Here is a 26,915-nt window from a genome sequence, read left to right as displayed (position 1 = left end):
GGATCAGGTATGAAAGCAAGACTTTCAGTAGTATATGCCTTAACCTTATCGTTATTGGTCATGTCTTTGGTAGCGCTCACGCTATTCCTCGTCTTTCCTCAGTCGTCTAAGATAATTTCAGAAATGACGCTCCAGGCGTTCTTAGACGAAGTGAAGATACTCACGAGATTCAAAAATTACGACGTGCTTTTCACTCAAAAGCCCGAGTTTGGGTATTACTATGTACTAGACAGCAACGCGATAGTTGCATATCACAATGATCCAAGTAAAATAGGGCTAAATGCAAAAGAACAAGTACCGGGATTGTTTGAATACATGCAAGAAAAAAAGGCAGGTGTCTATTCATACGATTATCAAGGGATTAAAAGATATGTAGCTTTTTCATACGATGGCAATTATTACATCGCACATGCTGCAACAGAAGATGAGCTGTTCGGTAAACTGAACGAATTTAGAAAAAAATTCTTCTCCGTATCATTCCCTATCCTTATTGTCTCAACAATAGTTCTTGGCTTTTTTGTTGGGGAGTTCTTGTTACGGGGTCCAAGAAAACAGATTTCCGATTCTAAGACACTTGTGAAGAATGTGTCAGAAAGCGTTATTCAGACATCATCATCGGCTTCCGAAATAAAAGCAATGGCAGAAAACACAGAAAGAGCATCGATGGAACTTGACAAGTCCATGGAGGAGTTTGCAGCATACATGGAAGAAAGCAGGGCTGAAATTGAGAACACATTACTTAGTTTGAGCGAATTCACCGATACGATAGAACAGATAACGGAATACACTTCTAAACTTGCCACGCTTACCGAAACGCTCTCGAAGGTGACTGACAGAATCACCGATATATCGGACAACATAACCGTTCTTGCGATAAACGCATCAATCGAAACGAGCAAACAGAACATAGACAGAGATGGACTCTCACGTATAGCCGAAATGATTATGGAACTGTCCAACTCCACAAGAAACCTCGCAAAAGAGAGCAAACAGTCGCTATCTGACGTTGAAAAAATCGTTACGTCAACAATCCTCATTACCGAGAAGATTACAAAAAACATTTCTTCTGTAAGAGATTCGCTTAACGTAATACAACAAGTTACTGCTGCATCAACAAACAACGTCGACAAACTAGTAAATGTGTCAAAGACTAACCATGACGCAGTTGAAGAGCTTTACGCAGGTATCGAACAACTGGAGGAGGCAATGAATAATATAAAGTTTGAAATCGAAAAATTCGCAGAAGCTATTTCAAAATTCGTTATCTGAGAATTAATTTTGGGTAACGTCTTGAGGGGGATACAAAATGGGCGAATTTGCTTTCTTTGAATACTCACCACTTTACAGGCAGATGGCTATCTTACAGGCCCTTTCTGAAGGCATCACGAAACACTCAGAAATTGCACTCAAAGCTGGGATAGTCCCGTCTCTGGTGAACAAATACCTGAAATCGTTCGAATCAGAAGGACTGGTGCAAAAATCAGGGAACAAATATCTGCTGACTGAAAATGGTCAAATCAAGCTCAATTACCTGAGACTGAGCTATCTGTCCGAAACATCACAGATGTATAAAAGCATAGAGCTCAAGTTCCAAGACATATTTTTGAAACTCGTTGGAAAACGAGACATATGCATATTCGGTGCAGGCGTGGTTGGAACGATGTTAGCAAGATTGATTTCAACAAGACAATCGCATAACATCGTCGCGTTTTTAGATGAAAAGGACGAGAAAATAAACTCGAAAGTGGAAGGAATACCTGTGATGCCCATCGATACAAAAATCCAAGCCGATGCGTACATCGTCGCGTCGTTCAAAAACGCACAAAAGATGGCTGAAAAGTTGCTAAGCAAAGGTTATCGAAATGTATACACCGTCGATTTCTCGGAAGGGAAACTAAAACTTGTGTGGAGAGGTTGAATATATGGAACCGTACTTTGAAAAACTCTTCGACGGCATTGACAGGGCGTTAGTGGAAGAATTTCTAAAAATAAAAAAACAGCACGAAGAGAATTTTAACGAGTACAAAGACCAGTTCTCAGAGATTTTTTGGAATATTTACATAGAAATCGCTCAAAAGCTCGAAGAAAAATCCCCAGCTGAGCAGAAGATGTTCATAAGGCTCGGAATCGCAGACCCGAGGTATATTAGTAAAGAAGATTTTGAAAAGCTGAGAGAAGTATTTCAAAATGTCCCAAGCGATGTATTCTATTACGTTGACGAATGGATAATAGAATTGAAAAAAGGAAAAATTCCGCAGTCGACATTTGAAGATGTAATCCAAGAATCAGGTTCATCTCAAAAGCCATTAGACACAACCTGGATGGAAAAAGAATACGAGCGTAAAGTATTCGAAAGAACAATCGAAGAGGAAAAACTAAGAGATTTAGTCAAAGGTGTCCAAGGAAAAGGTCCGTATTCGAAGGCTGTGTACACCATATTCGGCGAGATAATCAAAAGCATAGGAAAACTTAAAAAAATGGACGCTGATATCAAAACGCTTAAAGAAACGTTAGACTTGGCGAAAGAAAGAAGCCTTCAAGTTGCACAAATGACGGTGAAAACGGGTGAAAACAAAGAAGTCCAGTTCACCGAACCGCTCGTCATACGTCAGATGGTGAAAAAAGCCATTGGAAAACTCGGCATACAGTATCCAGCACTCGCGTCAAAATTTTTGTCCAACGTCAACACCATTTTCTCAAAGACCTATGTTGAAAAGCTCTTCAACGAATTCAAACTCATTGATGCAAAGACTCTCGAAAGAAACATCAGAAGCACTCAAATATTCATGCCACCGTACGTTATATTGGTACCCGGCTATGGAGAAACGGGATTTTGCTGGGAACCAATAGAAGGAACAAACATATACGGCAGGGGCAGGGTTGTCATCCCTATATTCTCCCGCAAAGGTATTGAACCTTTCTACCAAGCATTCGGTGAGTACCGCTGGAAGCTTGAAAAAGAACTCTCGTTCGGAAGGTGGATGGAAGAAGGATTGACCGGTGAATATTACAAATACCTTGAAGAAAACAAACTAAAAGGACAACCGACTGAGTACTTTCTTAAAGACTACATCCTGTGGGTAACCAAGGAAGTGCAAGGAATCCAGAAAGTCGACAAAGAAATCAGAGAAATCTTTTGGAGATACATACCGTTCGACGACACAATAAAAGAAGCGTTATCGAAGAAAAGCTACATATACCAGCAACTCTGGGAGAAAGATTTAAGAAGAAAACAGAGAGAAAACTATTAAAATGACAGATAATAAAGGGGGTAGGCGTGTGAAAAAGCTTCTTACAAGAAAGGTGCTAATCACCTTAATTTTTTTGCTTGCAGCGACAGTTTTTCTTTTCTTATTCCTCAAAGAAGTATTCGCCGGCAACATCATCCTTAGAGACTACATCTTCAAAATCGGCAAGTTTCAGCTGAGATGGTACAGCGTATGCATAGCCTCAGGCATTTTGATTGCATATTTCCTTGGCAGAAGAAGACTGAGAGATTCAAACCTTAAACTGCCTTACACTTTGAAACCTGAAGACCTCGACGAGGGGCTCTTCTGGGGGATAATCTTCGGCATCCTCGGTGCGAGAACGTACTATGTGGTATTCAACTGGTCGTACTATTCCCGCTATCCATCGGAGATTTGGAAAATCTGGCACGGCGGACTTGCGATACACGGTGGAATCTTTGCCGCTTTCGCAACGATATTTGTCTATTCTAAAATCAAAAAGTACTTCTCGTTCTTCCAAGCAACAGACCTTTTCACCTCAGTATTACCACTTGCACAAGCTCTAGGCAGGTGGGGGAACTTCTTCAACTACGAAGCGTACGGAAGACCTACAACGCTTCCCTGGGGCATGTTCGTCCCACCTGAAAGGCGCATGCCGGGGTACGATATTGAGCGATTTTTCCACCCTACATTCTTGTACGAAAGCCTTTGGAACATAGCTGTCTTTTGCGTTCTGTATTTTCTAATAGAAAAAAAGAAGAAATACTATGGCGAAACGACCGCACTCTATTTGATAATGTACTCGCTCGGCAGATTCTGGATAGAATCGCTCAGGTTAGATAGCCTCATGGCAGGCGGATTGAGGGCTGCGCAGGTAGTGAGCATACTGCTCATAATCCTCGGTGCTGTCTGGTACGCCTACCTCATCGGTAAAAAGACGAAAAATGATTGAATTTAAACGCTTTTATGCATCTTTTGCCTATCATTGAACGAAATTTACCCAGTACATGTCTAAATTAATGCAAAAAGAGAATTCCTTTTTGGAAGTTTTTGGCAGCTTCTAATTTCCAAAACTCTTTCTCTTAGGGGGGAAGGATATGGAGAGCAGGGAAAAGATGTTGAGTTTCGTTAAGCACGAGCACGAACTTGAGACTGAATACAGAGAAAAGCTTGCCGAGGCAAAAAGGAAGAGCGACGTAAGAGAAGTCTTTGCAGAATATATTATAAGACTGCTCAAAAAAATCAATCCCGACGTACCTGCGTCACTTGTGCATGAGATAAAATTCGACGAAAAGGAATTAAAATACGAATTTACAGGTGAACTTGCGAAAATAGTTGAAGAAATAGGTTTCCAAAGCGACTTGAAAGCGATAATAAACCGCATGTACGAAACAGCCCAGCACAGATACAAAAAGATAGAACACGACGAAAATTTGAACTACTTCAGGATAGGAAACAATGCCAAGAAATGACAAAAATAGTTCCCACCCTCCCCATACCTGTGAGTAATTGAACAATTCATTATCCCCCACGCCGTTTTGGTGTGGGGGTTTTTTAGATAAAAAACCCCGCGTCTGTAACAGACGCGGGGCTGAATTCTAGTATGTTAGCTATTAGTTAGCCTTTCCGAAGACTGTCCACCACAAGTAAAGTGGCTGCTCGTCAGTTCCAAAATTCAGTCCGCCATAATCATCAACAATGGTCCAGCTCGTACCTTTCTTCAGTATACCCGAAACTGGTATTTCATGACCGTTAAGCGTAACTGTTCCCTGAATTGTAACATCCTTAGTCGATGGAAGAAGCGTCTGAATTCCAATTACACACTGTCCTGACAGTCCTGAGAAGTTGTAAATCGTTCCTGTTGCGTATGGCAAGTAAGAGAAATCTTCATAAACGCCTGTAACCATTGGATCAACTATCACTATTCTCGGATCCTTTAATCCTTTCAAATCAGTACCAAATTCAGCTTTAAATTCCGAAGAGAATGGAATTTCAATCATTGTTGCAGCTGCGCTAATTGTATATGAGTTGTTGGACCATTGTCGTTCCTCTTCCATTCTCCAAGAAACTGTATATCCACCTATTACACTCTCTGGGTAACCAGCAAGAGCTCTGTCCATATGGTCTGGTCCACCAACAATGACTTTGTAAGTTCCTTCGTCGATATGTGGGAATCTTGCAATGCCATCTAAACCTGTCTTTGCATAGTAGCATGAACCATTACTTCTCATCAGCTGAACAAATACTGTTGGTATACCGTATTCGCCGTAAGCATCCTTTACGACAACCTGAAATTCGTCTACCCCACCCGCGTTTGGCAATGAATTTTGCAATGCTGAATTCAATTTCACAAGTCCGTATCCTGTATCGTGATCCCAACCGTTGCCATTGAAGTCATATGCTGTTGTTTCAAGTATTCTTCTGATTTGCCACGGTTTTGCATTCGGGAACTTCTGCAACAAGACAGCTACTGCACCTGTTACATGTGGGGCTGCCATTGATGTACCTTGGTAGTAATCGTAAGTTCCACCGTTTGTTGCTCGCACGTTTGGATTATGGCCTTCGTAACCTAAACTATTTTCACCGGGAACGGTCGAAAGAATCATAACGCCGGGCGCACCAACCGATACACCGTCGCTTCTGCTTGAGAACCCTGCAACCCCGTATGCTCCACCACTGTAGGAAAGTGCAGCAACCTGGATAACGCCAGGATAACCTGCCGGATATTGATGGTGAGAATCTGATGTGTTGTTTCCAGCCGACACTACCATTACTACGTTGTGTTCAAGGGCATAGTCAAATGCTTCCTTCATCGTATGACTGTAACCCCAGCCGCCCCATGAGTGGTTCATAACCTTTGCACCATTTTCAACTGCCCAAACAATACCTGCTGCAACAAAGTCATCGCCTACATATCCATTTCCACCAACAAGTGCTGGATCATCGAATATCACTATCGGCATTATCTTCGCATTTGGGGCTACACCAATAATTCCTTTTCCATCTTTCTTTGCTGCAATCGTACCTGCAACATGTGTACCGTGTGCACCACCGTAGGATGAATCTGTACCTGCTGGAAGTTCTTCATCAAACGCTGGCCTGTATCCTTTGGTCACTTGTCCTTGAAGGTCTGGGTGGGTTCCGTCTACACCAGTATCAACAACTGCGACAACTATATCAGTTCCAGAAGCTTCATCCCAAAGTTCTTCGGTAACTCCAAGCGCTCCAAGTCCCCAGAGCTCGTTGGAAAGTTCTTCGCCATAAGCGCTATGATTCATCAAGCCTTTACCGCCATTTTTGAAAAGCTCTGGATTTGGTTTCACTACTGTCGGTTCGATGAGTTTTCTCTTGTAGCTCGGCTCCACGTAGCGGATGCCTGTGAGGTTGAGTTTTCTAATTTTCTCGTACGCACTCTTTACCGTTCCGCTGAATTTTATTGAAACGACCTTTATTTCCGGTATCTCCAGAACAATTTTACCGTTGAGTGCCTTGACGATCTTGTTAACTTCTGTTCTGTCGTTGTATCCGACGAGAATTTTACCTTCAGTGTACTCCCCATCTTTAAGTTCTCCAAAGATTATATTGAACCCTGTCGATTTTACTGTTCTTGTAGGAAGTTCAAACGTCTTCACCCTCGGCTCGAATGTTTTGCTAGAAGTACAAGAGAAAAACACAAGGAGCGCTATTACCAACGAAACAATAACAAGCATCTTCTTCATCGCTATCCCCCCCTTCTCAGTTTGTGCCAGTCACGAATCTGTGGTAAATCTCAGACGGAATGGCTCCAGCACCAATTTTGTTTGCGTCATCAACTCTGATCGAGTAAGCAATACTCCTATCTGCCGCATCTATGACTCTTGCAGCAAGGAGCTCGTTACCCCACTCGTAAACTTTGTTAGCTTGAAGTTTGTCATATGGATACGGTGCAGCTGCAGCAAAATCTACCCAGTATGTGTTAGTAACTTTTCCATAGGCATAATCACTGAATTTTATATTTATCGTTCTTGTTGTGGAAGCAAACGTCCAGTAGTAAGCACTTCCTCCACTGACATAACCGAGAGAATAGTAACCGTAGTCATTTACAACCACATCATATAGCCAGATATCGTAGAGATAAGAGATTGGACCTTCAGGTGAAGTAATTTCGCTGAAAGTCCAGCTAAACGTCGGATTCCTTGAAACATTCGTTGAACCATTTACAGGTCCGTTGTAGGTAACATCAACCAGACGTAGTGGAATGACGTCACCAATAATCGTGTATGGTCCTTCATAGCCATCGTACACCGAGGAGACAGCGTACCAGACCTTCCTGTCTGGTTCAAGCTCTGCCGAATAATCGCGATAGAAGTAAGACGTTGAAGGTAGAGTTGCAATTGGCTCAAAGCTAACGCCGTCAAACGATCTGTAAACTTTGTACGCTTTTGGCGCAGATGTACCTGAAGCCGAGTACCAAGGTCTCCACCTAACTTCTATGTAAAGGTTTGTTCCTTTTGGTGCAGCAGTTGGATTAGTGCCCTTCTTGTAGTATTCAATTCCTTGAGCTCTTGTATAAGCGATGATATTGTAGCTACTTGGCACAGCTGCTGTATATTTTTGAACCACGTATGGACTAACAATAACAGATGGTGTTCTAATAACAGTTAGATATACTATTTTCTCGTATCGGTTGTCGTTTTGGTCGTAAACATCTATGAATACTGGTGTCATTCCTTCGAATTCTCTTACAGATTGCGAAGTCATAATTTGTCCACCATACCCAATTGCACGTGGTGCTGCAAACGTTCCTGCTCCAGGAACTCCACCAACTTTTACGTACCATAGGTTGAATGTATATTCTGTTGAAGTAGCAGCTCCTAATACATTGATGCTATTTGTAATTACGTTTGAATCAGGCATAAGTGGATTCCCGCTTGAATCGTACATTTCCAACTCAAGCTCAAATGGTTTGTCATTTGTTGTTGGACCAAGCCTTGCAATTCTAAGCTGGGTCTCGAATTTTGTGGTTTGATTATGCTGCAATCTTATACCTTCAATGTATGTCTTTGCATAGCCATTCTTTGAAATCACAACGTCAAAATCTGTCGAGGATGAAAGTACTATGTTTGTAAAGACCACTTTTCCACTTGCGTCTGTTTGTTGAGTTACAACAGTGTTACCTTGTTTCAATTGGACTGTTGCGCCCTGCGTTGCGGATCCCGATTTATAATCCGTGACATATATTGTGAGATTCGAATTTCCATCGTATGGTGCACTTACCTTGAAACTCAATGTCTTGGTTGCACCTTTGCTATCTGTAACATCGATACTAACTGTTGTCAGTGTGCTAAGCTTGTTCTTTGGGAACCAGTAGTATTTAGTGCCAATTAGGTATCCTGGTCCAGACTTAAGTGTCAATGTCAAAGCATCACCATCTGGGTCTGAGACATAATTTGAGAGTTCAATAACAATTTGTTCGCCAACTTTAACTATCTTATCTGGTACTGGTAAAACCCTTGGTGGGTTATTGGTTACGGGTGCTGGTGTAATACTCACTTTTAGTACACCGAACGCCGAAGCTCCTCTTGCATCCGTTGCCTTAAGCACGAATTCATAAAGATTTTCAGAAAAGGCGGTTGTATTCCACTTCAATACGTTACCGACCAGCTCATATCCTGAAGGACCACCGACAACAGCTATCGTAACTTCATCTCCGTCTGGATCAGAGACTTTGTCGGCCAAATTATACTGTAACAATTGTCCTTTTTGGACCTGGACAGCATCAGTTGGCAGGTTCCAAACGGGTGCGTTATTTGGTGAGTCAGTGACATTCAAAACCAATGTTCCAATTGCTTCGCCACCTCTGTCGTCTTTTGCTTTCAGTGTAAATGTATATACACCAGTATTTGCTGGAGTCCATACAAATTTATTTGCCTCATCAATTATTGCTCCGCGAGTATCGCCCACTATCTCGATCGTTACTGGATCTTCATCAGGATCTGATACCTTATCAGCCAAACTGTACTGGAACAACTGGCCTTTTTGGACCTGAACAGCATCTGTTGGTAAATTCCAAACTGGTGCCTTGTTCGGCTTTTCGCCAACAACTACAACCAAACCTGCTGTTGCCTCTCCGCCTTTCGAATCCTTTGCCTTTAGCGTAAATTCAAACGTTCCACTGCTGGTCGGTGTCCACTTGAATTTCATGTCTTCAATCTTCGCACCGCGCGCATCGTCGACAATCTCGATCGTAAGTGTGTTGTCATCTTCGTCTGACACTTTGTCAGCTAAGTTGAAAACAAGCTGTTCAGAAACAGTTGCAGCTACCGTGTAGACTGCCTTCGTCCAGGTAGGTAACTTGTTCGGAGGTGTACATGCTGTAAGCAAGAAAACAAACACAAATAGAACAGCCGTGGTTAAAAATACTGCCTTCTTCACCTTAATCCCCCCTCTATGTGAGATGTGGCATTACCCCCCGTGTTACGTTTACATCAAAAAATTATACCAAATTTTTCTTTTCATAGTCAAGAGTATAAAGCTGAATATCTTTAAATGTACGTCAATCCCAACAAGAATTATAACATTAAGTTACTCATTTCTGCCACCTTCTGAAAATTTCACAGTTCTTTGAAACAACATTCCTTCCTTAATCATACCACCATTTTTTCCATCCGCAAACGTGATTTTCGATTTGCCCGGGAACTGAATGTACTTCACCCACAAGGCGTTCTCACCACACTTTATCAATCCGCCACATTCTCTCGATATTTCTATTATTTCTCCAATCTCCCACCTTTCTACACTTTCCTCTACCTCGCAAGCACCGTACAATTTGACTTCTACACCATTTATTACTGTCTTCGCACCAGGCACTGGATCATATGACCTGATTTTGTTTCTCACCTGCCCTGCGCTCTTTGAAAAGTCAACGTATAAATCTTCCTTTTCTATCTTAGGTGCATAAGTTGCCTGAGAGTGGTCTTGAGGCGTGAGCTGTACAGGATAGTTTTTCAAGAACTCGTCAAGAAGTTTAGTTCCATTAATCGTCATCTTTTCGTAAAGTTCGCCTAATGTTTCGCACTCCCCTACCTCAAAAGCTTTCTGGAGCGCTATATCTCCGTCGTCCATTCCTTCCGAGATTTTGAAGATAGTGACTCCTGTCAATTTTTCACCATTTTCCAAGCATCTTTGCATAGGCGCCGCACCCCTATATTTAGGAAGCAGTGAGGTATGGATGTTGTAAAAGGGTATGGCATCTAAAAACGGCTTTTTCAAAAGCCTTCCATAGGCAACAACGATACCTATGTCGGGCTTATACTCGTTAATTATCTCAACGCCTTCTTTCGTCAAGTTCTTGGGCTGAAATACCGGTATGTTGTATCTCAAAGCAACCTCTTTGACAGGCGTAGGTAGCAGTTTCTGTCCTCTGCCTCTTGGCTTGTCAGCTTGGGATATGACCGCCACAACGTTGTGCCCATTTTTTAGAAGAAATTCGAGGTGAAGTGCCGCAAATTCCGGTGTTCCGAGGAATAGGATTCGTAAATCCTTGCCGTTTCTTGAATTATCCATCGCTGTACCTCCTTTGATTTCTGACAATAATCATCTCGGAAGAAAATTATAACATCTGTGGTAGAATAATTGTACCAAATCTTTCCAAGGAGGGGTAGGATATGAGAAAGTACATTGTTTTACTTCTTTCGCTTTTGATACTTATTTCTACGCTGAGCTTTGCTGCTGATTCTGAGCAATTGAACAAGTTGTTCTACGAAGGAAGAAGGGACAGAGATGTGGAGAAGATTCAGTCGGTTATCAAAACTATCGAAGGTACGTCCGGGTACGACAAAGATTCAAGGCTTCTGACAATCCTCGCCGATGCGTATCTTGAATACGGTCTTTGGGGCGTTGACGAAAAGCAAAAGGAAAAGACATACGAAAAAGCCAGAGCTTACGCCGAGATGGCTTTAAAGCTCGATTCAAAAAACGGTCGAGCATCATACATAGCCGGCGCTTCTATTGGACGCCTTGCACAGTACAAGGGCATCATCCAGAGTCTGTTCATGCTCGGAGATTTCGACAGATTCATAGACAATGCGATTAAACTTTTGAATGAGAATGATGAGGAGCAGAAGCTCTACAAAACATTTGCATACATAGCTTCTGGTATGAGATACAGAGACGTTCCGTGGCCACTGTATAACTACAAGAAGTCCGAAGAATTGTTGAACACAGCGTTGAAGCTAACGCCAAATTACTCAAATATATACCTCGAACTCGGTTATCTATACCTAAAAACTGGCGATAAGGCGAAAGCGAAAGAAATGTTCCAAAAAGTCATATCAATGCAGCCACACCCATGGCTTGTTAAGACTCGTGAAGAAGCTGTAAAAGATGCGACGAAAGAGTTGGAAAAGCTGAAATGAATCCCTTAACCGTTAGCTGCGTAGGTAAGGTTAATGTTGATATATTCTATTCTGTTGATGAAATAAAGATAAATAATAATCACGTATCAGACAGCACAGCCTTCTCGCTCGGCGGGAAGGCTGCTAATGTTTCAGTCGCTTTGAGAAAGCTCGGTATTCAGACAAATTTAGTTAGTGCTATTGGCGATGACGAATTCGGAGATTTTGTGTTATCGAAACTCAGAGATTACGGCGTTTCTCCCCTCGTATCAAGAAAATCTGGTACAAAAACAGGTTTCACCTTCATAGTTGTTGATAGATACGGAAACAACACGATGTTTAATTATCTCGGTGCAAATGCTTTATTGACTGTCGAGGATTTGCAGATTTATGAAGCCGATTTGTTAAGTTCCGAGATTATTTTTTATCAATCTGGTCTTGGTCCTGAGTTGTTAGTTTATCTGAAAAGGTTAAAAAGAAAAGTTTTTGTAGAATACACAGAACCTTTACCACCAGAGATTTTAGAAGGTGTAGAATTTGTTTCACTCAATGAAGAAGAGGCTTTGCGAGTCACCAATAGGCAAGCCGTAGACGATGCGATAAACAGTCTTCTTTCGCTCGGCATTAGAAACATTTTTGTTAAAATTGGGGGTAGGGGAAGTCTGTACGCAAGCGAGATGAAAAAAGTCTTTGCTGATGCGTACAAAGTCAATGTTGTCGACACAACAGGCGCAGGTGATTCGTTCAGTGCCGGGTGTATATACGGTATTCTAAACAATTTCTCAGAAGAATATATTTTAAGATTTGCGAACAAGTGCGGAGCGATAACATGTACTCGGAAGGGGACGACAGAGGCATTTCCAATTCTCAAAGAAGTGCATGAATGTAAATTTTAAGGATTTTTGAAAAGTGAAAGGGCAGGTTTTTACCTGCCCTTTCTGTTTATATACTTGAAGATTATTCTTCAGATATAAATTTTTTCAGCAGCTTAAGTGTATTTTCGTAATCTTTCTTGTGAATCATCGAAACAGGGCTGTGGATGTATCTTGCAGGCACTGAGACAACTCCTGCGGGTATTCCTGTTGTTGCGTATCTTCTTGCGTTCGTTCCACCAACAGTTCGCATTTTGTACTGGAACGGTATACCTTCTTTTCTTGCAATCGATACGAGTTTTTCGAATACCTCTTGGTGGACAACATATCCACTGTGCATGAACGTTATCGCAGGTCCATCACCAAGGTGCGTTGACCAGAGCTGTTTTTCAAGTTCTGGGTCATCGCCACTCGTTGTCGTCTCAACGGCTATCGCAAGGTCTACTTTCAGCTGTTCTGCGATGATCGCAGGTCCCCTCAAGCCTGTTTCTTCTTGAACTGTGAACGCAAAGTATACATCGTTCTTCGTTTCTATCCCCTCATCGATTAAATCCATAAGCACACTGCACCCACACCTGTCGTCGAGTGCCTTTGCTATGATGAAATCTCCACTCTCTTCGTATTGTGTCGTGAACGCCACGTAATCGCCAATCTGGACAACTTTCTCTACCTCAGCCTTCGACTTAGCGCCGATGTCTATCTTGAGTTCGCTGTATTTAGGTGTTGTCAGATAGCCATCTTTTTGAAGGTGAATTGCCTTATAACCGATTACGCCGATTACGTCTTTACCAACTTGAACTTTCTTGCCTATAATCACTCTCGTATCTACACCACCAACTGGCGCAAACGACAGAGTTCCATCCTCGTTAATGTTCGTCACCATGAAACCGACTTCGTCCATGTGCGCATCGAGGAGGATTTTCTTACCTCCTTTGCTTCCTTTCTTCAAAGCTATCAAATTACCCATTCTGTCGACAAAGAATTCATCGACTTTATCCTTAATTTTGGACATTATGAACTCCCTTACTCCATCCTCATTTCCGGAAGGTCCTTTTATCTCCGTTAGTTCTTTGAGGTATTTCAGCATGTTTTCTCCTCCTTTGGCTGGTCTGTTGTTTCCTGAACTTCCGCTAACTCCGTTGCTGTGAATGCAAGGAGTTTTGCAGTGTCTTCTACATCTTTAATCACGAGCTTTTCGTATGGATTGTGCATGTATCTCAGAGGGATTGAAACCAATGCCGTTTTGACTCCAATTCTTGTGAGCTGGACTTCGTCGGTGTCAGTTCCTGACCTGCCTGCAATAGCTTCAATCTGGGTCTTTATGTTGTATTTCCCGGCAACTTTCTTTACATGCTCGACAAATTTCTTGTTTGTGACAGGTCCAACTGCAATCGCCGGTCCTTCGCCCATCTTAATCTTCGGATAACCTGGAATGTCTTCGTCGCCGTGTGTCACATCGATAACTACGCCGTATTCTATCTCCGAGATGTAAGCGCCACTCCTTGCCCCAGGTCCACCGATTTCTTCCTGTGTAGAGAATATGTAATAGACTTTCGCATCTGTCTTCATTTTGCTCAGTAATTCAGCCGCTTTGATTATAGCTACGCAACTTGCCCTGTTGTCAAGTGCTGGTGCGAAGAGCGTTCCGTTTTTATCAAATCCTTCAGCTTCTATCGTTACCAAATCTCCAATCGATATGTCTTTCCAATTTGGATTCATCGTAACGTCGACAAACAGATGATCGTAGTCTGGGACTTTCTTTGATTCTTCCGTGGTTTGCAGATGCGGTGGCATGAATCCTACAACACCCCTCAGCTTACCATTCTTCGTGTGTACCCACACCTTTTGGCTAACTACTGCCTTCGGATCCCATCCACCAACACCAGATAGTCTTAGAAAACCTTCTTCGTAGATCTTTGTGACAACAAACGCAATTTGATCAGCGTGTGCAAAAAAGCCGATGCTTGGTCCAGTTCCATTTTTCACGCAAACAAGACTGCCCATGGGCGTTCTGAACGATTCATCACAGTACGGTTTCATTATCTGCTCAATTTCTTTCAGAACCTCGTCCTCATAGCCAGACGGTCCCGAAATAGATGACAATTTTAAAAGCAGTTCTTTTGTGTTCAGTTCTTTATTACCCAATCTCTATCCCTCCAATCTTTTTATCGTACTTAGCTATCTCTATCCTTCCAGATTTCGCGTACAGCACAACTGGGTAGTCGTACTTTTCGGAGAATGTTCCCTTCAAATCCGCAAGTTGCACAAAAGGTGCTTCAAAAGTCAGAGCGACAACAACAGCCTCTCTTCCTTCGCTTATCCCAGCCCTTACAGTACCTTGACACCTTCCGAAAATGACTACGCTACCACCAGCAACAATTTCCGCGCCGGCATGTAAATTACCAATGAGTATTACATCCCCAGAATGTATTATGCTCTGCCCACTCCTTAGGTTCTTCTTCACAAGTTTTGTTCCAGATTTCGTATCGCCTTGATTGACCATGTCGACTTTCTTTCTCACAATGACGTCATCTTTTCCTTCAGAACCCATAAGCACGTGCGAAATCGTGAGGCCAAGTTCCTGAACGCGAGAAACGATCCTGGGTATGTCTGATATGTGCTTCTCGTGCTCTTCCACCAAAAGCATAATTTTATCGCCCTGTGCAAAGAAATTTCCCATCGATTTGATTTTGTCTTCAATTTTCTGGAGAACATCGACAATGTCCGTGTAATCTCTTATGTACAAAACCAGGCCATCCTTAGTCATTTTGAAGTCCACCATATTCATATCCTCCGTTATCTAAGTTCTTCCCCAATAAATTCAGAAAACGATCGTCTCAATTTCATCAATCCAAGATGAAACGTCGAGCGGAGAAATCTCTTTGATAGCTTTTTTGAAGTTGAAGAAATTCTCCCTAAAAACCTCAAGCCTGTTTCCAGAATGTATTTCAACTGCGCATTCAAGCAGTGCTGCCAAATAGTCCGCTGTTCTGACTATTCTACCAGCATCTTTTTCGAAAGGTTCAACTGCAAAGTCTACAAAATTCTTCACGAACTCAAGATTTGGGTTTTCAGATATCCACTCAACGAGCATCTCCCTTTCAACGAGCGCCACAAGTTCATCTAAGCCTTGGACTTTCTTTTTAGTAGGAGTAATCACATCTCCGGTGAACGCTTCTGGTAAATCGTGAAGTATGCTCCGTACAATAACCTCAGTTGTTTTATCAAATTCCAAAAGTTTGCTCAATAAATACGAAATTGTCACAACGATAAAGGAATGACCGCTGACGCTGGTACGAACGTTTCTGTGCGTTCTGTTCCATCGCACCATCGAAGTGAGGTTGAGCAGTGGTGACCAAACATATTGAGCAATCTGCCAGTACTTTTCTATCCGTTCTTTTGGAAAGAATTGTGATATTTCATCTATTTTTTCGCTCAATTCTCTCAGCGGTTGGCTGAAGTCGTACAATTTTCCGTTTTCGCGAGCTTCAAGGTAGCTTATGTAGAGATCCGCAAGTTTGTCTAATCTACTGTAACTATCAACATTTATTAAAATATTCACCGTCTGCTCGTCTGCGACATTTTTCAGCTCATCGATGGCCTTTAATTTAACCTTATTCCATACATCCGGTGCAAATCGTTCGATGCGCTCTTTCAGTTGCAACGAGACGTCGGATAGCACGATCTTAGGCAATTCCCTCGAAAGACGCCAACGTAGGCTGTTCTCTATGTTTTGTGACCAATCGCTCTGTTGCTCTAAGGAATGAAAAATGAAAGAAAGAAAAAAGGTATTAAAAGAATTATCTGCCTCTGTGAACCTTATCAAGGCAGGCCTGTTGTTCCAGCGCTGTATTGTAAAAAGGTTTGTCAAAGAAAAAAGAAACGTTCCCTTTCCCAAGAACACCACCCCTATTTGATTATACCATAGCATTTTAGGGAAAGGGAACGTTTCATATATTCTCAGTTGGAACTATTTCGCTATGCTAACCAATGATTTGATAAATTGAATTCTTTACTCACGCTTGCTTTGAAGCTTTCTCTTTTCTTTGATATTTCATCTCATACATTTTTTCATCTACACGTCTTATAAGTTCATCTAAATTTCTGCTGTCGATATCAATTATTCCAAAAGAGAATGTAACTGGTGAAGAATGAATTATCCTATCAATTAAAGCATCAGGCCTATCAGAATCGATGAAGAGCAAGAATTCATCCCCGCCGTATCTGACGAGCAAATCGTTTCTTCTCATATTGCTTAAACAAGCTTGAGCAAATTCTCTAAGTATCTCATCGCCTGCTTTATGCCCGTAAGTATCGTTGAATGTTTTCAAGTTATCGATGTCTATGAATGTAAGGTACGCTTTTCTTCCAGACCTCTTTACACTTTCGCAGGCACTTTCCAGGAACCGCATTCCTGCAGTTCTTGTAAACGCACCGGTGAGCTCGTCGTAAAAAGCCAGCTTTGTGATTTCAGTGTGTTTATAGATATTTCTTAGGTGGAGCTCCGCTATTACAGATATAGAATTCACAAACGATAAATCTTGGCGATTTTCGGTATCGTAGTAAACGTGGATCTTTATATTTTCCGAATCGAAATTCAGCTGTTCACCTCTCGCCTTTCCTATTATTTTTATGCAATTTTTCGTCATTACGCGCACACCAGAAAGATTAGTATGAAAAAAAATTGCCTTAGATAACTTGTCGACGAATTCCCATTCGTCTAAGGTGTTAATAAAATCGATTATAGACAATGTTAAGAGAGACGCTTCTGATGGTTCTTTAATGCCAAGGCTTTCAACAATTCTCATTCTATCACCTCAAATTTTTCACTTCTTATCCTTTCTAAACAGATTATCGCCTAAATGAGTCTAATTATTTAGTGATAGTGATATAATGAAATTAGAGAAACTTTTAGGAGGGATTGCCCATGAGACACAATGCGTCAGTCACAATATACAGAGATGGCTTCTCGCTCACAGAGGCTGTTGTTTCTCTATTGCTGATCAGTATAGTTTTCATGATAATAGCGACGGGGTTGTCTTCGGCAATTCAGTCACTCGCGGTCCTTCAGAACTTTCAAAAGGTTACTGAGTTTGAAAATTTTATAGCTCGATATGTTTATGTCCTCGGTCTTTCTCCACAAACATCATCAGGTTCGGTACAATCGGGAATTGATATAAACCAGATTAACAATGCGTTTTATAAGAACAATCCAATAGGCTATCCAAGAATCGTACAGATTAATTCCATAACAGTTGGTCAACTCTTCGTAAAACATACGTTCCAAATAGAAACAGCTCCCGGAAAAGCGAAGAGTTTTACTGTTTATCAGTACGTGCAGTACTGAAGTACTAAAAATGGGGTGATAAGATGGACATTACGTTGTCAGGACTGATTTCAAGCTTGGTTGTGGTTGTAGTTGTCATGGCGATGCTCGGATTGATATTTGATATAACGCTAAGGGTGTTAAACGAACGGCAGGAATACACGAGTTTTTATTCAGAAATACAACACATCTCGGATATTATAAATAACATATTCACTAACAGTGTTTCCAGTATAAAAGCGGAAGACGTGAGTCTTCATTCTATTCAAGTACCATCTTACAGACCCACTCAGCAGTACAACGATGTGGTTACGCAGAGAAAGGTTCTCCAATTTAAGCCAAACAACAAAACATTAGTTTTTGATGGAAAAACAATAGCTAAGGCCGATAAGATAGATAGTATAGAGTTCGAATATGTTTCTTCAAGAGTGAGTTTCATAATGATCACTTTTAAGCACAAGAATGGAAAGTGGCGATACTCGCTCCCCATGCTTTCCGCTCTAAGCGAAGCTTCGTGAAATAGATAAACATGCTTAACATTGAAAGGAGGGCTCGATGTGAAAGGAATAAATCCTGTTACTATGGAGAACAATAATAGGTCCAATTACAAAAATGGCTTCATGATAGCAATTGTTCTTGTGTTTCTATCTATTGCAAGTGTGCTTTTATTGACGGTGTATGAAATAATCGGTAACTATAGAACGAACGCGGTTCGTATGAGCGTGTCTTCACAATTAGAAGTCGATGCGTTAAATACTCTCAACACAGGCATTGGATATATGAGGACAAAATCCGCCGGTGTTCTCGGCTTCAATGTCACCTTTCAAAGTTTAACACCAACTTGGTTTAACGATTTCTATGGTAAACTCTCCCAAGAATGGAAAAATTTCATAAATACATCCGTGCTGAGAAATTCTCATTTCACTGTTATTGATATTACAGATAGTACTAATAACTCCCAAGGTGATTTCCCTGTTAACGAACTCAGAACTTATTTTAACGACCGAAAATTATCTAGGGTTACGATCTCCGTTTTCAGAATGAATAACCCATTAAAAGTCTTCATAGTATCGAGAATTGAAAAGAACAACCAGACTGCATACGCTTACGGGGTCATAACTTCAAAGTTGCTTAATCAGTATGTTTATTTCACTAACAGAGAAACCTCATCAACTTTTGGAACTATATACTTCAAATCCGGGGAACTCATCGATGGTCCCATGCGAACACACGATTATATAAACATCAACAACGCCGGTGGAGTGCCAGTTTTTACAAGTACCGTTGAGTTTCTGGGTATCAAAAACCCACAGGGACAGGTTGTGCCTGAAGGTCAATACAGCAACTTTGCAAATTTGCAGGGAAATCCAGCGTATAGGATACTGAATAATGACGACATAAGCAGACTCGACTTTTCCTCAATCAAAAACGATTATAAAACTAAACTACAGACTCTCGTGAGAGATTACAGTGCTATAAAAGCCAGTCCAAGTGTTCTGAGCGGTATCAAGTTCACAGGTGATGTTACCGTCAGTTTCAACCATGGGCAGAGTGGTAGCAATTACGACGTTAAAATATCCCAAGGAACTACTGATTACATTATCACCTGGAATCCTTCTCCACCAAACGCAAGGCTGCGAAAACAAGGCGGTGGATCTGCAGAAGAAACTGATATACTCTTTAATGGGATAATATCTGCAACCGGAAATATAACCGTAGACGGTCCTACAGCTTTATCAACCTACAAAGGTAATTACACTTTATTCGCAGAGGGTGACATAATCCTTAAGGACAGAATAATACCATACAATACATACACCAACAAATTCACCGCAAATGAGCACGGAAATAACGGCGATCCAGTTAGCAACGCTCAGGTTCAGGACATCAAGAACTTTGTAAGTTCTAACGAAACTTCATCGTTGAACTTGGTAGCAATCAACAACGTTAGAATAGGGCAAAAATTGGATGATATGAAGATATTTGCCAGTATATACGCATTTGATGGTTCATTCCAAGTTGATGGTTACAACACAGGCTCATCTGCTGGACAGCTGTTTGTACTGGGTAGTATAATGCAGAATTACAGAGGACCTGTCGGGACTTTCAACCCTTTTACCGGTCAAACAACAACCGGTTATTACAAAACTTACTCATATGACCCACGCATTTTAACAGGGGCTTATCAGCCGGACGGAACACCAACAAAGTCTGGCACAATATCGCTTAAAGTTGTTGGGATAGTTCACTGATTAAAAATCTGCTAAAAGTGACAGGGTTCTCTTTCAGAGGTTAAATTTCTTACCTCATTGGAATTTACCAAGATATATTAATCACTTTCACACGATTTAGCAGCGCTCTTCCAAATTATGAACTCATAAGCTGGCTAATCTAAGCCTTCAAATTTTAACGTGTTCAGTCTTCAAAATTCTGGCTTCGTTTTGCTCGCCTTTGTTGTATTTATAGCCCTATTTTAAAAGAGATAACCTTCTTGATAGTTCGCTATAATCCCTTTCAATCCTTCCACTTCAAAGAACACTTCATAAAATTTTAATTTCTCAAATACATCTGGGGAATAATATCTTACGAGTGATAAAAGCTCCGATGGCTTTTGTTGTTACAGCACTAGAATTTACAAAAAAAGAACTCGGAAGAAGGAATCACCTACGTCATCTAAAACCCATTATTAATCTCACACCCTGGCCAATGTAAAATCTAAGTGAACAGAACTGTGTATAGCTTCGGTTGTTTCTTCAGCATCCCTATCAAGTATGTTAACTCCTGCCCAATTAACCTTATCGTTAACTTCGTAAACAACGTCGCTTTGTTTATCTTCTCTATCACTAATCCCAGTTTCAACCTTTCAAAATAGTACTCTATCTCCCACCTCTTCCTGTATATCGCCCTCATCAGCTCACTTTTCATGAATTCTTCACCAGCTTTTCCCCTCGGCCTGATTATCTTTTCTCCTTCCCCTTCTGCCCTGAACTTTTTAACGTGATATCCCCTGTCTCCTATTATTAAACTACCTTTGCACCCTTTCGTCATTTCTATCCCTACGTCCCATTCTCGCCTCTCACTTACCTCGAAGTCCACTACTACTTTCTCTTTGCTGTTGTACAACGCATGCAATCTCTCTTTCTTATTTCTCAACTCGCTCGAATCTATCGCAAGTATGCTCCCTGCTACCTTCTTCATTATTCCTGATATCTTCGCTTTGTCTATATATTTCATCCGATACGTTAACGTCTGCCGAGTTGGTAACTTGTATGGATAATAGATATTCCCTCTCTTGACTTCATCGTAGAACTCCCTCACATACTGACATTTCGTCAAACACATTGCAATGATGACTCTTAATATGTCTAAATCCGAATATTTCCTCGTAAACATCCTCCTTGACCTCTTAAAGACAATTTTCGCAATAGCTTCTAATGATTTTTCTGGTATAATAACTTTGATCACGGGGAACTGTGCCTCCTTTCGTATTGATTGGTGTTCGATACAATTTTGGCACGGTTCCCCCTTTTTGTTAACTCTCTTTTTTATTTGTTAACTCATCCCTCCAATTTCACATCCCACTTTGGCCAGGGTCTCTAAAACCATTATTAATCTCAACACCAAACATGTCTTTTAAGCTTAAGCAATCAAAATTTAATAAAAGTAGTGAAAAGTCAACAAATTACTTGACTGATTATCTCTTGGAAATTATAATACGTATGGGTTGTTCAAATGTGTATTCAGGGAGGTTAAACATCATGACTCACTTTTCTATTACCGAAAGCGCAGTAAAGAACAAACTTACGAGGCTGATTCTTATTATCATAACCGCTGTTGACTTACCTGCCCTTCTGTTTTCCTACTACGTATTCGCCGGCATAGGAAGATACCCTATTTGGAACATGATATTCGGCTATCTGATAGCAGTATCGACAATTTTTCCAGTAGTGTTATTCTTAGTAAGAATGAATGTATCGCGCATTTACAAAGGCTCAGGGTTTAATATTCCAATATTTATCTCTGTAGTGCTGTTCGTAGCAAATGTTGTGGCCGCAACGCTAATTGGATTTATTGCTAACAGATTGTTACCGCTCCCAGAAGGAACTTTGATTTTGCGATTAGCAGGTGCATTAGCAATTAATATGAATATTGTTGCAATACTATTGTACATTTATTCAAAACTGGGAATCGTTGAGAGTATTGATAATCCATTGTTTGAAAAATTCATGATCTCAGCCATAACTAAACTAAGTGTAGGGATTATGTCTATTTCGCTCTGGATTGGTCCAGCACTTCTTAAGTATGGAGTTACAAAGTTTAATCTTGATAAAGGTACACAAACCAACTTAGTCCTAATAAGCTTGTTTTTTAACGTAGTAATTGGTGTTGTAACAGTAATGCTTGTAAGAGGCATTCTGAAAAGCGTTCCATCACTCTTATACGTATTCGAAAAAGTTTCTTCGGGTGATTTGACCCACCGAGCTGCTTCCGATTCCTTAGATGAGTTTAGAAAAATCGCAACTATGCTGAACATCGCGAATATTGAGATTTCAAAACTCATCGCCGGTTCTAAGGCAACAGCAGAAAAGACAAATCGTACGCTGGATATATTTGAGAAAAAGTTTTCAAATTTTGAAAGTTTATCAAGATCCTTTGTTGAGACCATAGAAAAGCAACAAAGAGACATAGAAAGAATATCTTCTTCAGTAGAAGAGATTAATGCAAACGTCGAAGAGCTTTCACACCAATCGCAAGGTCTCAGCAGCTTGGCATTAAACGCCTCAAATCTTTCCAAGAACTTAGAGGAAAAAGCCTCTGAAGGTAGCAAAGAGCTTGAAAATGTAAGAGAAATTACTTCAGGATTTGTAAAAGAATACGAAGAACTGCGTGATGGAATCGAGAAATTAGCAGACGCAACAAAGAATATCGGGAGTATCATAGAAACGGTAAGGCAGATAGCAGAACAAACAAACTTGCTGGCACTTAACGCAGCAATAGAAGCAGCAAGAGCAGGAGAAGCCGGGAGAGGTTTTGCAGTCGTTGCAGACGAGATTAGGAAGCTCGCCGAACAAACTAAATCGTCTACAGATACCATAACAAGTACGATATCAGCAGTTGATATGTACTCAAAATCACTCGAGGAAAAGATCGAAAAGCTGTACAAAGAAGTCGACGAAACAGAGAAAGGATATAAAAAAGTATCGAGTAGTTTTGAAGAAATATCAAAAGCGATTACAGAACTTGCAAACATAATTGACAACGTTGCTGCGCATTCGCAGGAGCAAACAGCAAGTGCAGAAGAAATGAGAAGTGCTTCGTCTGAAATCGTTCATGGGATCCAGCAAATCGAAGAAAATGGTTCGAATATACTCGAAAGTTCTCATGAGTCTTTAAGCGAAATTCAAAACATTAAAAGCGAAATTGAAGAACTGAAGAACAAAGTAAATGACATGATTCGCGAAATTGAGAAATTCAAAGTATAAATTTTTCGTAAAAAAGGGCAGATTTCTTTATCTGCCCTTTTTTATTTATCTCCCGTAATGAAGAGATAGTACCTTTCAGGTTCTATAACTACCGGCGATATTTTGAAATTGTAGTCGCAGTTAACCGAAAGTGCGACCGAATTGTTTTCAGCGTCCTCCCATTTTGCTGCTACCAATTCAGGACCCCATTCGTATGGCTTGCCTGTTTGTAATTCGTTCCCTGGTAAGTTGTACCAGTTATAGTCGCTGAACCTAATCTCAACTTCCGTATTGCCACTTTCAAAGAACGGCTCTTCAATCAACGGATAGTGGTACGTTCCACTGTTGACTGTCAGGTCGTATATCCATATGTCGTACAAGTACTTCACTTTTCCTTCATAATCTTCCAAACCAACAAATTTCCATCTGAAAGCTGGCTTTGTAGATACTTCAGTTGCGCTGTCTGTTGGTTCAACATTCGAAATCTTAACCATTGGCAGTGGTTCAACGCTTCCTAATACCACGCGAGGTCCTTCAATGCCTGAGTAGTCCGAGCTTACAGCGTACCAAACTCTTTTACCAGCCTGGTTGTTGTATGTATCGATGTAACTCTTCACATTAGATGGCAGCGTAGTAATCTTAAAGAACTTGTTTCCGTCGTAAGACTTGTAGATGTTGTATCCCGTCGGTTCTTTTGCGACAAATCTTTGCGTACTTTCAGACAATGTATACCATTTAATAACGTTGTAGAGATCTGTACGCTGTTTTTCAGATGACAAAGTGTAGTACTTGGTCGAGGTGTTGAGATGATAGGAATATACAGCCGGCGATGGATATTCAACTCTATAATAAGATGTCGTCAATTCTGAAAAGCGCCTTATTTCAACGGGAATAATCAATTCAAATCTGTTATCGTTCAAATCATATGCATCTAAAAAAAGGTACGTCTTTCCTGAATGAGCCTCTAGGGATATTTCACCACTCAATCTATCTGATTCGCTGTATAATCTCGGAGCTGTTAAGTACTCAGCACCAGGCGGTGTTCCAAGCTTTGCATACATGTGCGAAATTCCAAGCTTTGAAGCAGTTGCCTCAGCATCTATATAGATCATTCTGAGATTTAAGAGTTCATATACACCTGACGAGTTGGAGCTATATCTAACAAACATTTTGTCGCTTTCGTAAAGTTTAAAATTTATGCTTATATCGTTATCAATAGCAGCAGAGAATTTCGGCCTTCTCAAAGTCGTGTTAAGGTTAATATCGGAATGTACGTTTAAAAGCCTTATGTCGGTATTGGCAAATCCATCTTTCCTTACACGAATGTCATATGGTCCAGAATATCCTCTCAGAGTAAAAGATACAGTTCCATTGCTCTGCGTGGTCTTTTCTTCCAAAATCTGCCCGTCTTTTAGCAAAGTTACAGTGGCATCATCAACCGTAGGTCCAGAATTGTATTCGGCAACATAGATATTAACAGTAAAATCTGTTCTTGAGGCTTTAAACGGTATAATTGAGCAACTTGATAGAAAGAAGATGATACCAATCGACATGATTACAAAGATCAAATATCCAAGTCTAATATTTTTACTCATCTCCATCACTCCGTCTTTCCGAAAAATGTCCAATGAGAATTTCTGCCATATGCGTCATACAGGGTCGTCAAGGTCGAACCGGCGGTTATGTAACCACTCAGTCTTATGTCGTAACCGTTAAGTGTTATAGTGGCATTAACCGTAGTATTATGCAAGACAGGACTTGGATAGCCAAATTTTATAAAGTACCTTCCACTTAAATGTGAAATATCAATTTGGTTAGACAAGAGTTCAATTGTGGTGGAAGTACTTCCGTCCTTGCTTTGCAAGATCAAAAATTCATTTCCGCTCACGTTTTTGAACTTAATCCTCGCCTGTGAAGAAAAATTAAAGGTGATCGAAGAATCATTCGTAAAACTACGGTTAGCATAATACACTCGCTCTTCTGCCTTTCTATAAACGACGTTTGATAGACCTTCACTGTTTTCACGAGAATCCGGTCCGCTGATGATTACATCGTATTTTCCTGTGTCGATATTCAGAAATTTCGCGACACCATCTCCATTTGTCTTTGAAAAGTACCTAACTCTTCTATCTGTGTTCGAAGTGCCAATCAGTGACACACTAACTGATGGTATCTTCCAATCACCGTATGCGTCGGTCACTTCAACGTCTAAATTTAACCCTCCGTTGTCAGGTAGTTCTGAGCTTACACTTCTTTGATTTATCATTCCATAACCTGACCTTTCATCTATCCCCGGCTCTCCTATATCAATAGCCCCGTTTTCCAGAAGTCTTCTTATCTGCCATGGCTTAGCATTCGGATATTCCTGGAGCAAGAGCGCAACAAATCCAGACACGTGTGGTGTTGCCATTGAGGTTCCGGACATGAATCCATAATAACCGCTGTTTTCTGCTATTTGAAATGACCTTTTGTCATAGCCGACAGAAGTTTTCTGAGGCATCGTCGAGATTATATTCACGCCTGGCGCTGAAACGCTGAGCATCGGGCTTCCGCTCGAAAAATCAGCGATATCATATTTATTGCCTAAGTATTCAACAGCACCGACTTGTATCACCCCTGGATAATTTGCTGGGTATTGAAAAGACTGCGAAGACTTTGAATTCCCAGCCGCTGCAACAACAACAACCCCATGAGCTAAAGCGTAATCAAACGCATCTTTTAGTGTCTGCGAATAACCTGCTCCACCCCAGGAATTGCTAAGTACCTTTGCCCCATGATCAACTGCCCATATTATTCCCTTCGCTGCGTAATCATCGCCAACATACCAGCCACCACTGTCAAAGAGAACTATTGGCATTATCTTTACTCCAGGAGCCACGCCGACTACACCCTTACCATCCCTCTTTGCTGCTATGGTCCCAGCAACGTGCGTGCCATGAGAACCGCCGTATGAAGAATCAGTTCCTTCAGGAATTTCTTGATTGATAATTGGTCTATACCCGCGTGTTACCTGTCCCTGCAAATCAGGGTGCGTTCCATCAACGCCCGTGTCGAGTACGGCGACGATAATCCCAGTTCCATCATATCCGTCGTTCCAAACTTTTTTAACATCAATCGCCCTTAGTCCCCAGAGATAAAAATCTAACGATTCACTTGTGTAATTCTCGTAAATTGTATAATTCAAGACAACCTTTTGGTTAGAATAACCTTGACCAACACTGTAAGGAATTATGCTTCTTTTGTACACAGGTTCTGCGTACCTAATTTTCACTTTTTGGATACTTTCCTCATCTTGAAAAATTTGGAGCACTTTTTCCACTTTCTCGACTTTGAATGAGGCAACACGAATCTGCGGAATGTTTAGCAACAACCTTCCTTCTATCAATTCGGCAATTTTGTCCAAGTCATCCTCATCTTCGTAACCTACGAGGACTCTATCTGGAAAGTAATCATCATTTGTTAGACTTAAGTTTTCAGATAAATCAGAAGTGCTACCATTATCAATTCTCCCAGAACGACTGTTGGTACAAGATGTTGCGATGGATATAACCAAACCTATAATGAGAAATACAAAAACAAGCTTGCTTTTCCAAAGCAAGCTCTTCAAATTGAAAGTATATTTTTTGTTACTCAACAAGAGTTTGGATTTCATG

22 protein-coding genes are annotated in these 26,915 nt (G+C 40.9%); 11 read left to right on the top strand and 11 right to left on the bottom strand.

What is annotated here, in order from left to right:
- The first annotated feature begins 9 nt into the window (after window positions 1-9).
- From IB67_RS07745 to IB67_RS07725, 5 genes are all read left to right on the top strand, one after another.
- Complete coding sequence (locus IB67_RS07745; protein ID WP_339745353.1) at window positions 10-1,269, top strand: methyl-accepting chemotaxis protein; 1,260 nt, start codon at window positions 10-12, stop codon at window positions 1,267-1,269.
- Between the two features lie 37 nt (window positions 1,270-1,306).
- Complete coding sequence (locus tag IB67_RS07740) at window positions 1,307-1,918, top strand: winged helix-turn-helix domain-containing protein (RefSeq protein ID WP_339745357.1); 612 nt, start codon at window positions 1,307-1,309, stop codon at window positions 1,916-1,918.
- A gap of 4 nt (window positions 1,919-1,922) precedes the next feature.
- The gene (locus IB67_RS07735) at window positions 1,923-3,251 is read left to right on the top strand and encodes a DUF8509 domain-containing protein (protein ID WP_498875219.1); all 1,329 of its coding nucleotides are present in this window, start codon (window positions 1,923-1,925) and stop codon (window positions 3,249-3,251) included.
- Window positions 3,252-3,279: 28 nt separating this feature from the next.
- Window positions 3,280-4,179: a prolipoprotein diacylglyceryl transferase gene (lgt, locus tag IB67_RS07730; protein ID WP_498875218.1), complete on the top strand. Its 900-nt coding sequence runs from the start codon at window positions 3,280-3,282 to the stop codon at window positions 4,177-4,179.
- Window positions 4,180-4,324: 145 nt separating this feature from the next.
- Entirely contained in the window at window positions 4,325-4,699 is a 375-nt protein-coding gene (locus IB67_RS07725) for a hypothetical protein (RefSeq protein ID WP_339745365.1), read from the top strand.
- A 141-nt stretch (window positions 4,700-4,840) separates the two neighbouring features.
- Here IB67_RS07725 and IB67_RS07720 read toward each other — a convergent pair whose 3' ends face one another.
- From IB67_RS07720 to fmt, 3 genes are all read right to left on the bottom strand, one after another.
- Complete coding sequence (locus IB67_RS07720; protein WP_339745368.1) at window positions 4,841-6,946, bottom strand: S8 family serine peptidase; 2,106 nt, start codon at window positions 6,944-6,946, stop codon at window positions 4,841-4,843.
- 16 nt (window positions 6,947-6,962) lie between these two features.
- Window positions 6,963-9,641, bottom strand: coding sequence for an Ig-like domain-containing protein (locus tag IB67_RS07715; protein ID WP_339745370.1), 2,679 nt, complete (start codon window positions 9,639-9,641; stop codon window positions 6,963-6,965).
- 150 nt (window positions 9,642-9,791) lie between these two features.
- Window positions 9,792-10,772 carry a methionyl-tRNA formyltransferase gene (fmt, locus tag IB67_RS07710; protein WP_339745373.1) on the bottom strand — a complete coding sequence of 327 codons (981 nt, stop codon included), beginning with the start codon at window positions 10,770-10,772 and terminating at the stop codon, window positions 9,792-9,794.
- 101 nt (window positions 10,773-10,873) lie between these two features.
- On the opposite strand from fmt, the gene IB67_RS07705 reads away from it, so the two are divergent.
- Window positions 10,874-11,623, top strand: a complete 750-nt coding sequence (locus IB67_RS07705) for a tetratricopeptide repeat protein (protein ID WP_339745376.1) — start codon at window positions 10,874-10,876, stop codon at window positions 11,621-11,623.
- Window positions 11,620-12,498 carry a carbohydrate kinase family protein gene (locus IB67_RS07700; RefSeq protein WP_339745379.1) on the top strand — a complete coding sequence of 293 codons (879 nt, stop codon included), beginning with the start codon at window positions 11,620-11,622 and terminating at the stop codon, window positions 12,496-12,498. The genes IB67_RS07705 and IB67_RS07700 overlap by 4 nt, the downstream gene beginning before the upstream one ends.
- Window positions 12,499-12,559: 61 nt before the next feature.
- Here the strand turns inward: IB67_RS07700 and IB67_RS07695 are convergent, their stop codons facing one another.
- The 5 genes from IB67_RS07695 to IB67_RS07675 form a co-directional block, all read right to left on the bottom strand.
- Window positions 12,560-13,561 (bottom strand): M42 family metallopeptidase, encoded by a 1,002-nt coding sequence (locus tag IB67_RS07695; protein ID WP_339745382.1) that lies wholly within the window; start codon window positions 13,559-13,561, stop codon window positions 12,560-12,562.
- Window positions 13,555-14,619, bottom strand: coding sequence for a M20/M25/M40 family metallo-hydrolase (locus IB67_RS07690; RefSeq protein ID WP_084634436.1), 1,065 nt, complete (start codon window positions 14,617-14,619; stop codon window positions 13,555-13,557). The genes IB67_RS07695 and IB67_RS07690 overlap by 7 nt, the downstream gene beginning before the upstream one ends.
- On the bottom strand, window positions 14,612-15,256 hold the full coding sequence (gene minC, locus IB67_RS07685; RefSeq protein WP_072760802.1) for a septum site-determining protein MinC: 645 nt from the start codon (window positions 15,254-15,256) through the stop codon (window positions 14,612-14,614). Before minC ends, IB67_RS07690 begins: the two co-directional genes overlap by 8 nt.
- Window positions 15,257-15,295: 39 nt before the next feature.
- Entirely contained in the window at window positions 15,296-16,168 is an 873-nt protein-coding gene (locus IB67_RS07680) for an HD domain-containing protein (RefSeq protein WP_245789676.1), read from the bottom strand.
- A gap of 322 nt (window positions 16,169-16,490) precedes the next feature.
- Window positions 16,491-17,282, bottom strand: coding sequence for a GGDEF domain-containing protein (locus IB67_RS07675; protein WP_072760806.1), 792 nt, complete (start codon window positions 17,280-17,282; stop codon window positions 16,491-16,493).
- 119 nt (window positions 17,283-17,401) lie between these two features.
- On the opposite strand from IB67_RS07675, the gene IB67_RS07670 reads away from it, so the two are divergent.
- Genes IB67_RS07670 through IB67_RS07660 form a run of 3 tightly spaced genes read left to right on the top strand, consistent with a single transcriptional unit; the run spans window position 17,402 to window position 20,052 of the window.
- On the top strand, window positions 17,402-17,821 hold the full coding sequence (locus IB67_RS07670) for a hypothetical protein (protein WP_072760807.1): 420 nt from the start codon (window positions 17,402-17,404) through the stop codon (window positions 17,819-17,821).
- Window positions 17,822-17,844: 23 nt separating this feature from the next.
- Window positions 17,845-18,318, top strand: a complete 474-nt coding sequence (locus IB67_RS07665; protein ID WP_072760809.1) for a hypothetical protein — start codon at window positions 17,845-17,847, stop codon at window positions 18,316-18,318.
- A gap of 39 nt (window positions 18,319-18,357) precedes the next feature.
- Window positions 18,358-20,052, top strand: a complete 1,695-nt coding sequence (locus IB67_RS07660) for a hypothetical protein (protein ID WP_424695297.1) — start codon at window positions 18,358-18,360, stop codon at window positions 20,050-20,052.
- A 463-nt stretch (window positions 20,053-20,515) separates the two neighbouring features.
- Here IB67_RS07660 and IB67_RS07655 read toward each other — a convergent pair whose 3' ends face one another.
- Complete coding sequence (locus IB67_RS07655; protein WP_498875164.1) at window positions 20,516-21,265, bottom strand: transposase; 750 nt, start codon at window positions 21,263-21,265, stop codon at window positions 20,516-20,518.
- A gap of 293 nt (window positions 21,266-21,558) precedes the next feature.
- Between IB67_RS07655 and IB67_RS07650 the strand changes: the two genes are divergently transcribed.
- Complete coding sequence (locus IB67_RS07650; RefSeq protein ID WP_498875217.1) at window positions 21,559-23,283, top strand: methyl-accepting chemotaxis protein; 1,725 nt, start codon at window positions 21,559-21,561, stop codon at window positions 23,281-23,283.
- A 41-nt stretch (window positions 23,284-23,324) separates the two neighbouring features.
- On the opposite strand, the gene IB67_RS07645 is transcribed toward IB67_RS07650, so the two are convergent.
- A complete protein-coding gene (locus tag IB67_RS07645) occupies window positions 23,325-24,857 on the bottom strand; it encodes a carboxypeptidase-like regulatory domain-containing protein (protein ID WP_498875216.1) in 1,533 nt (510 codons plus the stop codon).
- A 5-nt stretch (window positions 24,858-24,862) separates the two neighbouring features.
- Window positions 24,863-26,914 (bottom strand): S8 family serine peptidase, encoded by a 2,052-nt coding sequence (locus IB67_RS07640; RefSeq protein WP_498875215.1) that lies wholly within the window; start codon window positions 26,912-26,914, stop codon window positions 24,863-24,865.
- Window position 26,915: the final 1 nt, after the last annotated feature.

The organism is Fervidobacterium riparium (genome assembly GCF_025370035.1).
Taxonomy (GTDB): domain Bacteria; phylum Thermotogota; class Thermotogae; order Thermotogales; family Fervidobacteriaceae; genus Fervidobacterium; species Fervidobacterium gondwanense.
The sequence above is the reverse complement of the archived record's forward strand: the minus strand, read 5'-3'. Positions and strand labels throughout refer to the sequence as shown.

Bases quoted from the DNA above. Each gene is read 5' to 3' on its own strand.
- IB67_RS07735 (WP_498875219.1), top strand. From the start codon at position 1,923: ATGGAACCGTACTTTGAAAAACTCTTCGACGGCATTGACAGGGCGTTA.
- IB67_RS07645 (WP_498875216.1), bottom strand. From the start codon at position 24,857: ATGAGTAAAAATATTAGACTTGGATATTTGATCTTTGTAATCATGTCG.
- IB67_RS07740 (WP_339745357.1), top strand. From the start codon at position 1,307: ATGGGCGAATTTGCTTTCTTTGAATACTCACCACTTTACAGGCAGATG.
- IB67_RS07640 (WP_498875215.1), bottom strand. From the start codon at position 26,914: ATGAAATCCAAACTCTTGTTGAGTAACAAAAAATATACTTTCAATTTG.
- IB67_RS07670 (WP_072760807.1), top strand. From the start codon at position 17,402: ATGAGACACAATGCGTCAGTCACAATATACAGAGATGGCTTCTCGCTC.
- IB67_RS07705 (WP_339745376.1), top strand. From the start codon at position 10,874: ATGAGAAAGTACATTGTTTTACTTCTTTCGCTTTTGATACTTATTTCT.
- minC (WP_072760802.1), bottom strand. From the start codon at position 15,256: ATGGTGGACTTCAAAATGACTAAGGATGGCCTGGTTTTGTACATAAGA.
- IB67_RS07700 (WP_339745379.1), top strand. From the start codon at position 11,620: ATGAATCCCTTAACCGTTAGCTGCGTAGGTAAGGTTAATGTTGATATA.
- IB67_RS07675 (WP_072760806.1), bottom strand. From the start codon at position 17,282: ATGAGAATTGTTGAAAGCCTTGGCATTAAAGAACCATCAGAAGCGTCT.
- IB67_RS07745 (WP_339745353.1), top strand. From the start codon at position 10: ATGAAAGCAAGACTTTCAGTAGTATATGCCTTAACCTTATCGTTATTG.
- IB67_RS07695 (WP_339745382.1), bottom strand. From the start codon at position 13,561: ATGCTGAAATACCTCAAAGAACTAACGGAGATAAAAGGACCTTCCGGA.
- fmt (WP_339745373.1), bottom strand. From the start codon at position 10,772: ATGGATAATTCAAGAAACGGCAAGGATTTACGAATCCTATTCCTCGGA.
- IB67_RS07720 (WP_339745368.1), bottom strand. From the start codon at position 6,946: ATGAAGAAGATGCTTGTTATTGTTTCGTTGGTAATAGCGCTCCTTGTG.
- IB67_RS07725 (WP_339745365.1), top strand. From the start codon at position 4,325: ATGGAGAGCAGGGAAAAGATGTTGAGTTTCGTTAAGCACGAGCACGAA.
- IB67_RS07665 (WP_072760809.1), top strand. From the start codon at position 17,845: ATGGACATTACGTTGTCAGGACTGATTTCAAGCTTGGTTGTGGTTGTA.
- IB67_RS07650 (WP_498875217.1), top strand. From the start codon at position 21,559: ATGACTCACTTTTCTATTACCGAAAGCGCAGTAAAGAACAAACTTACG.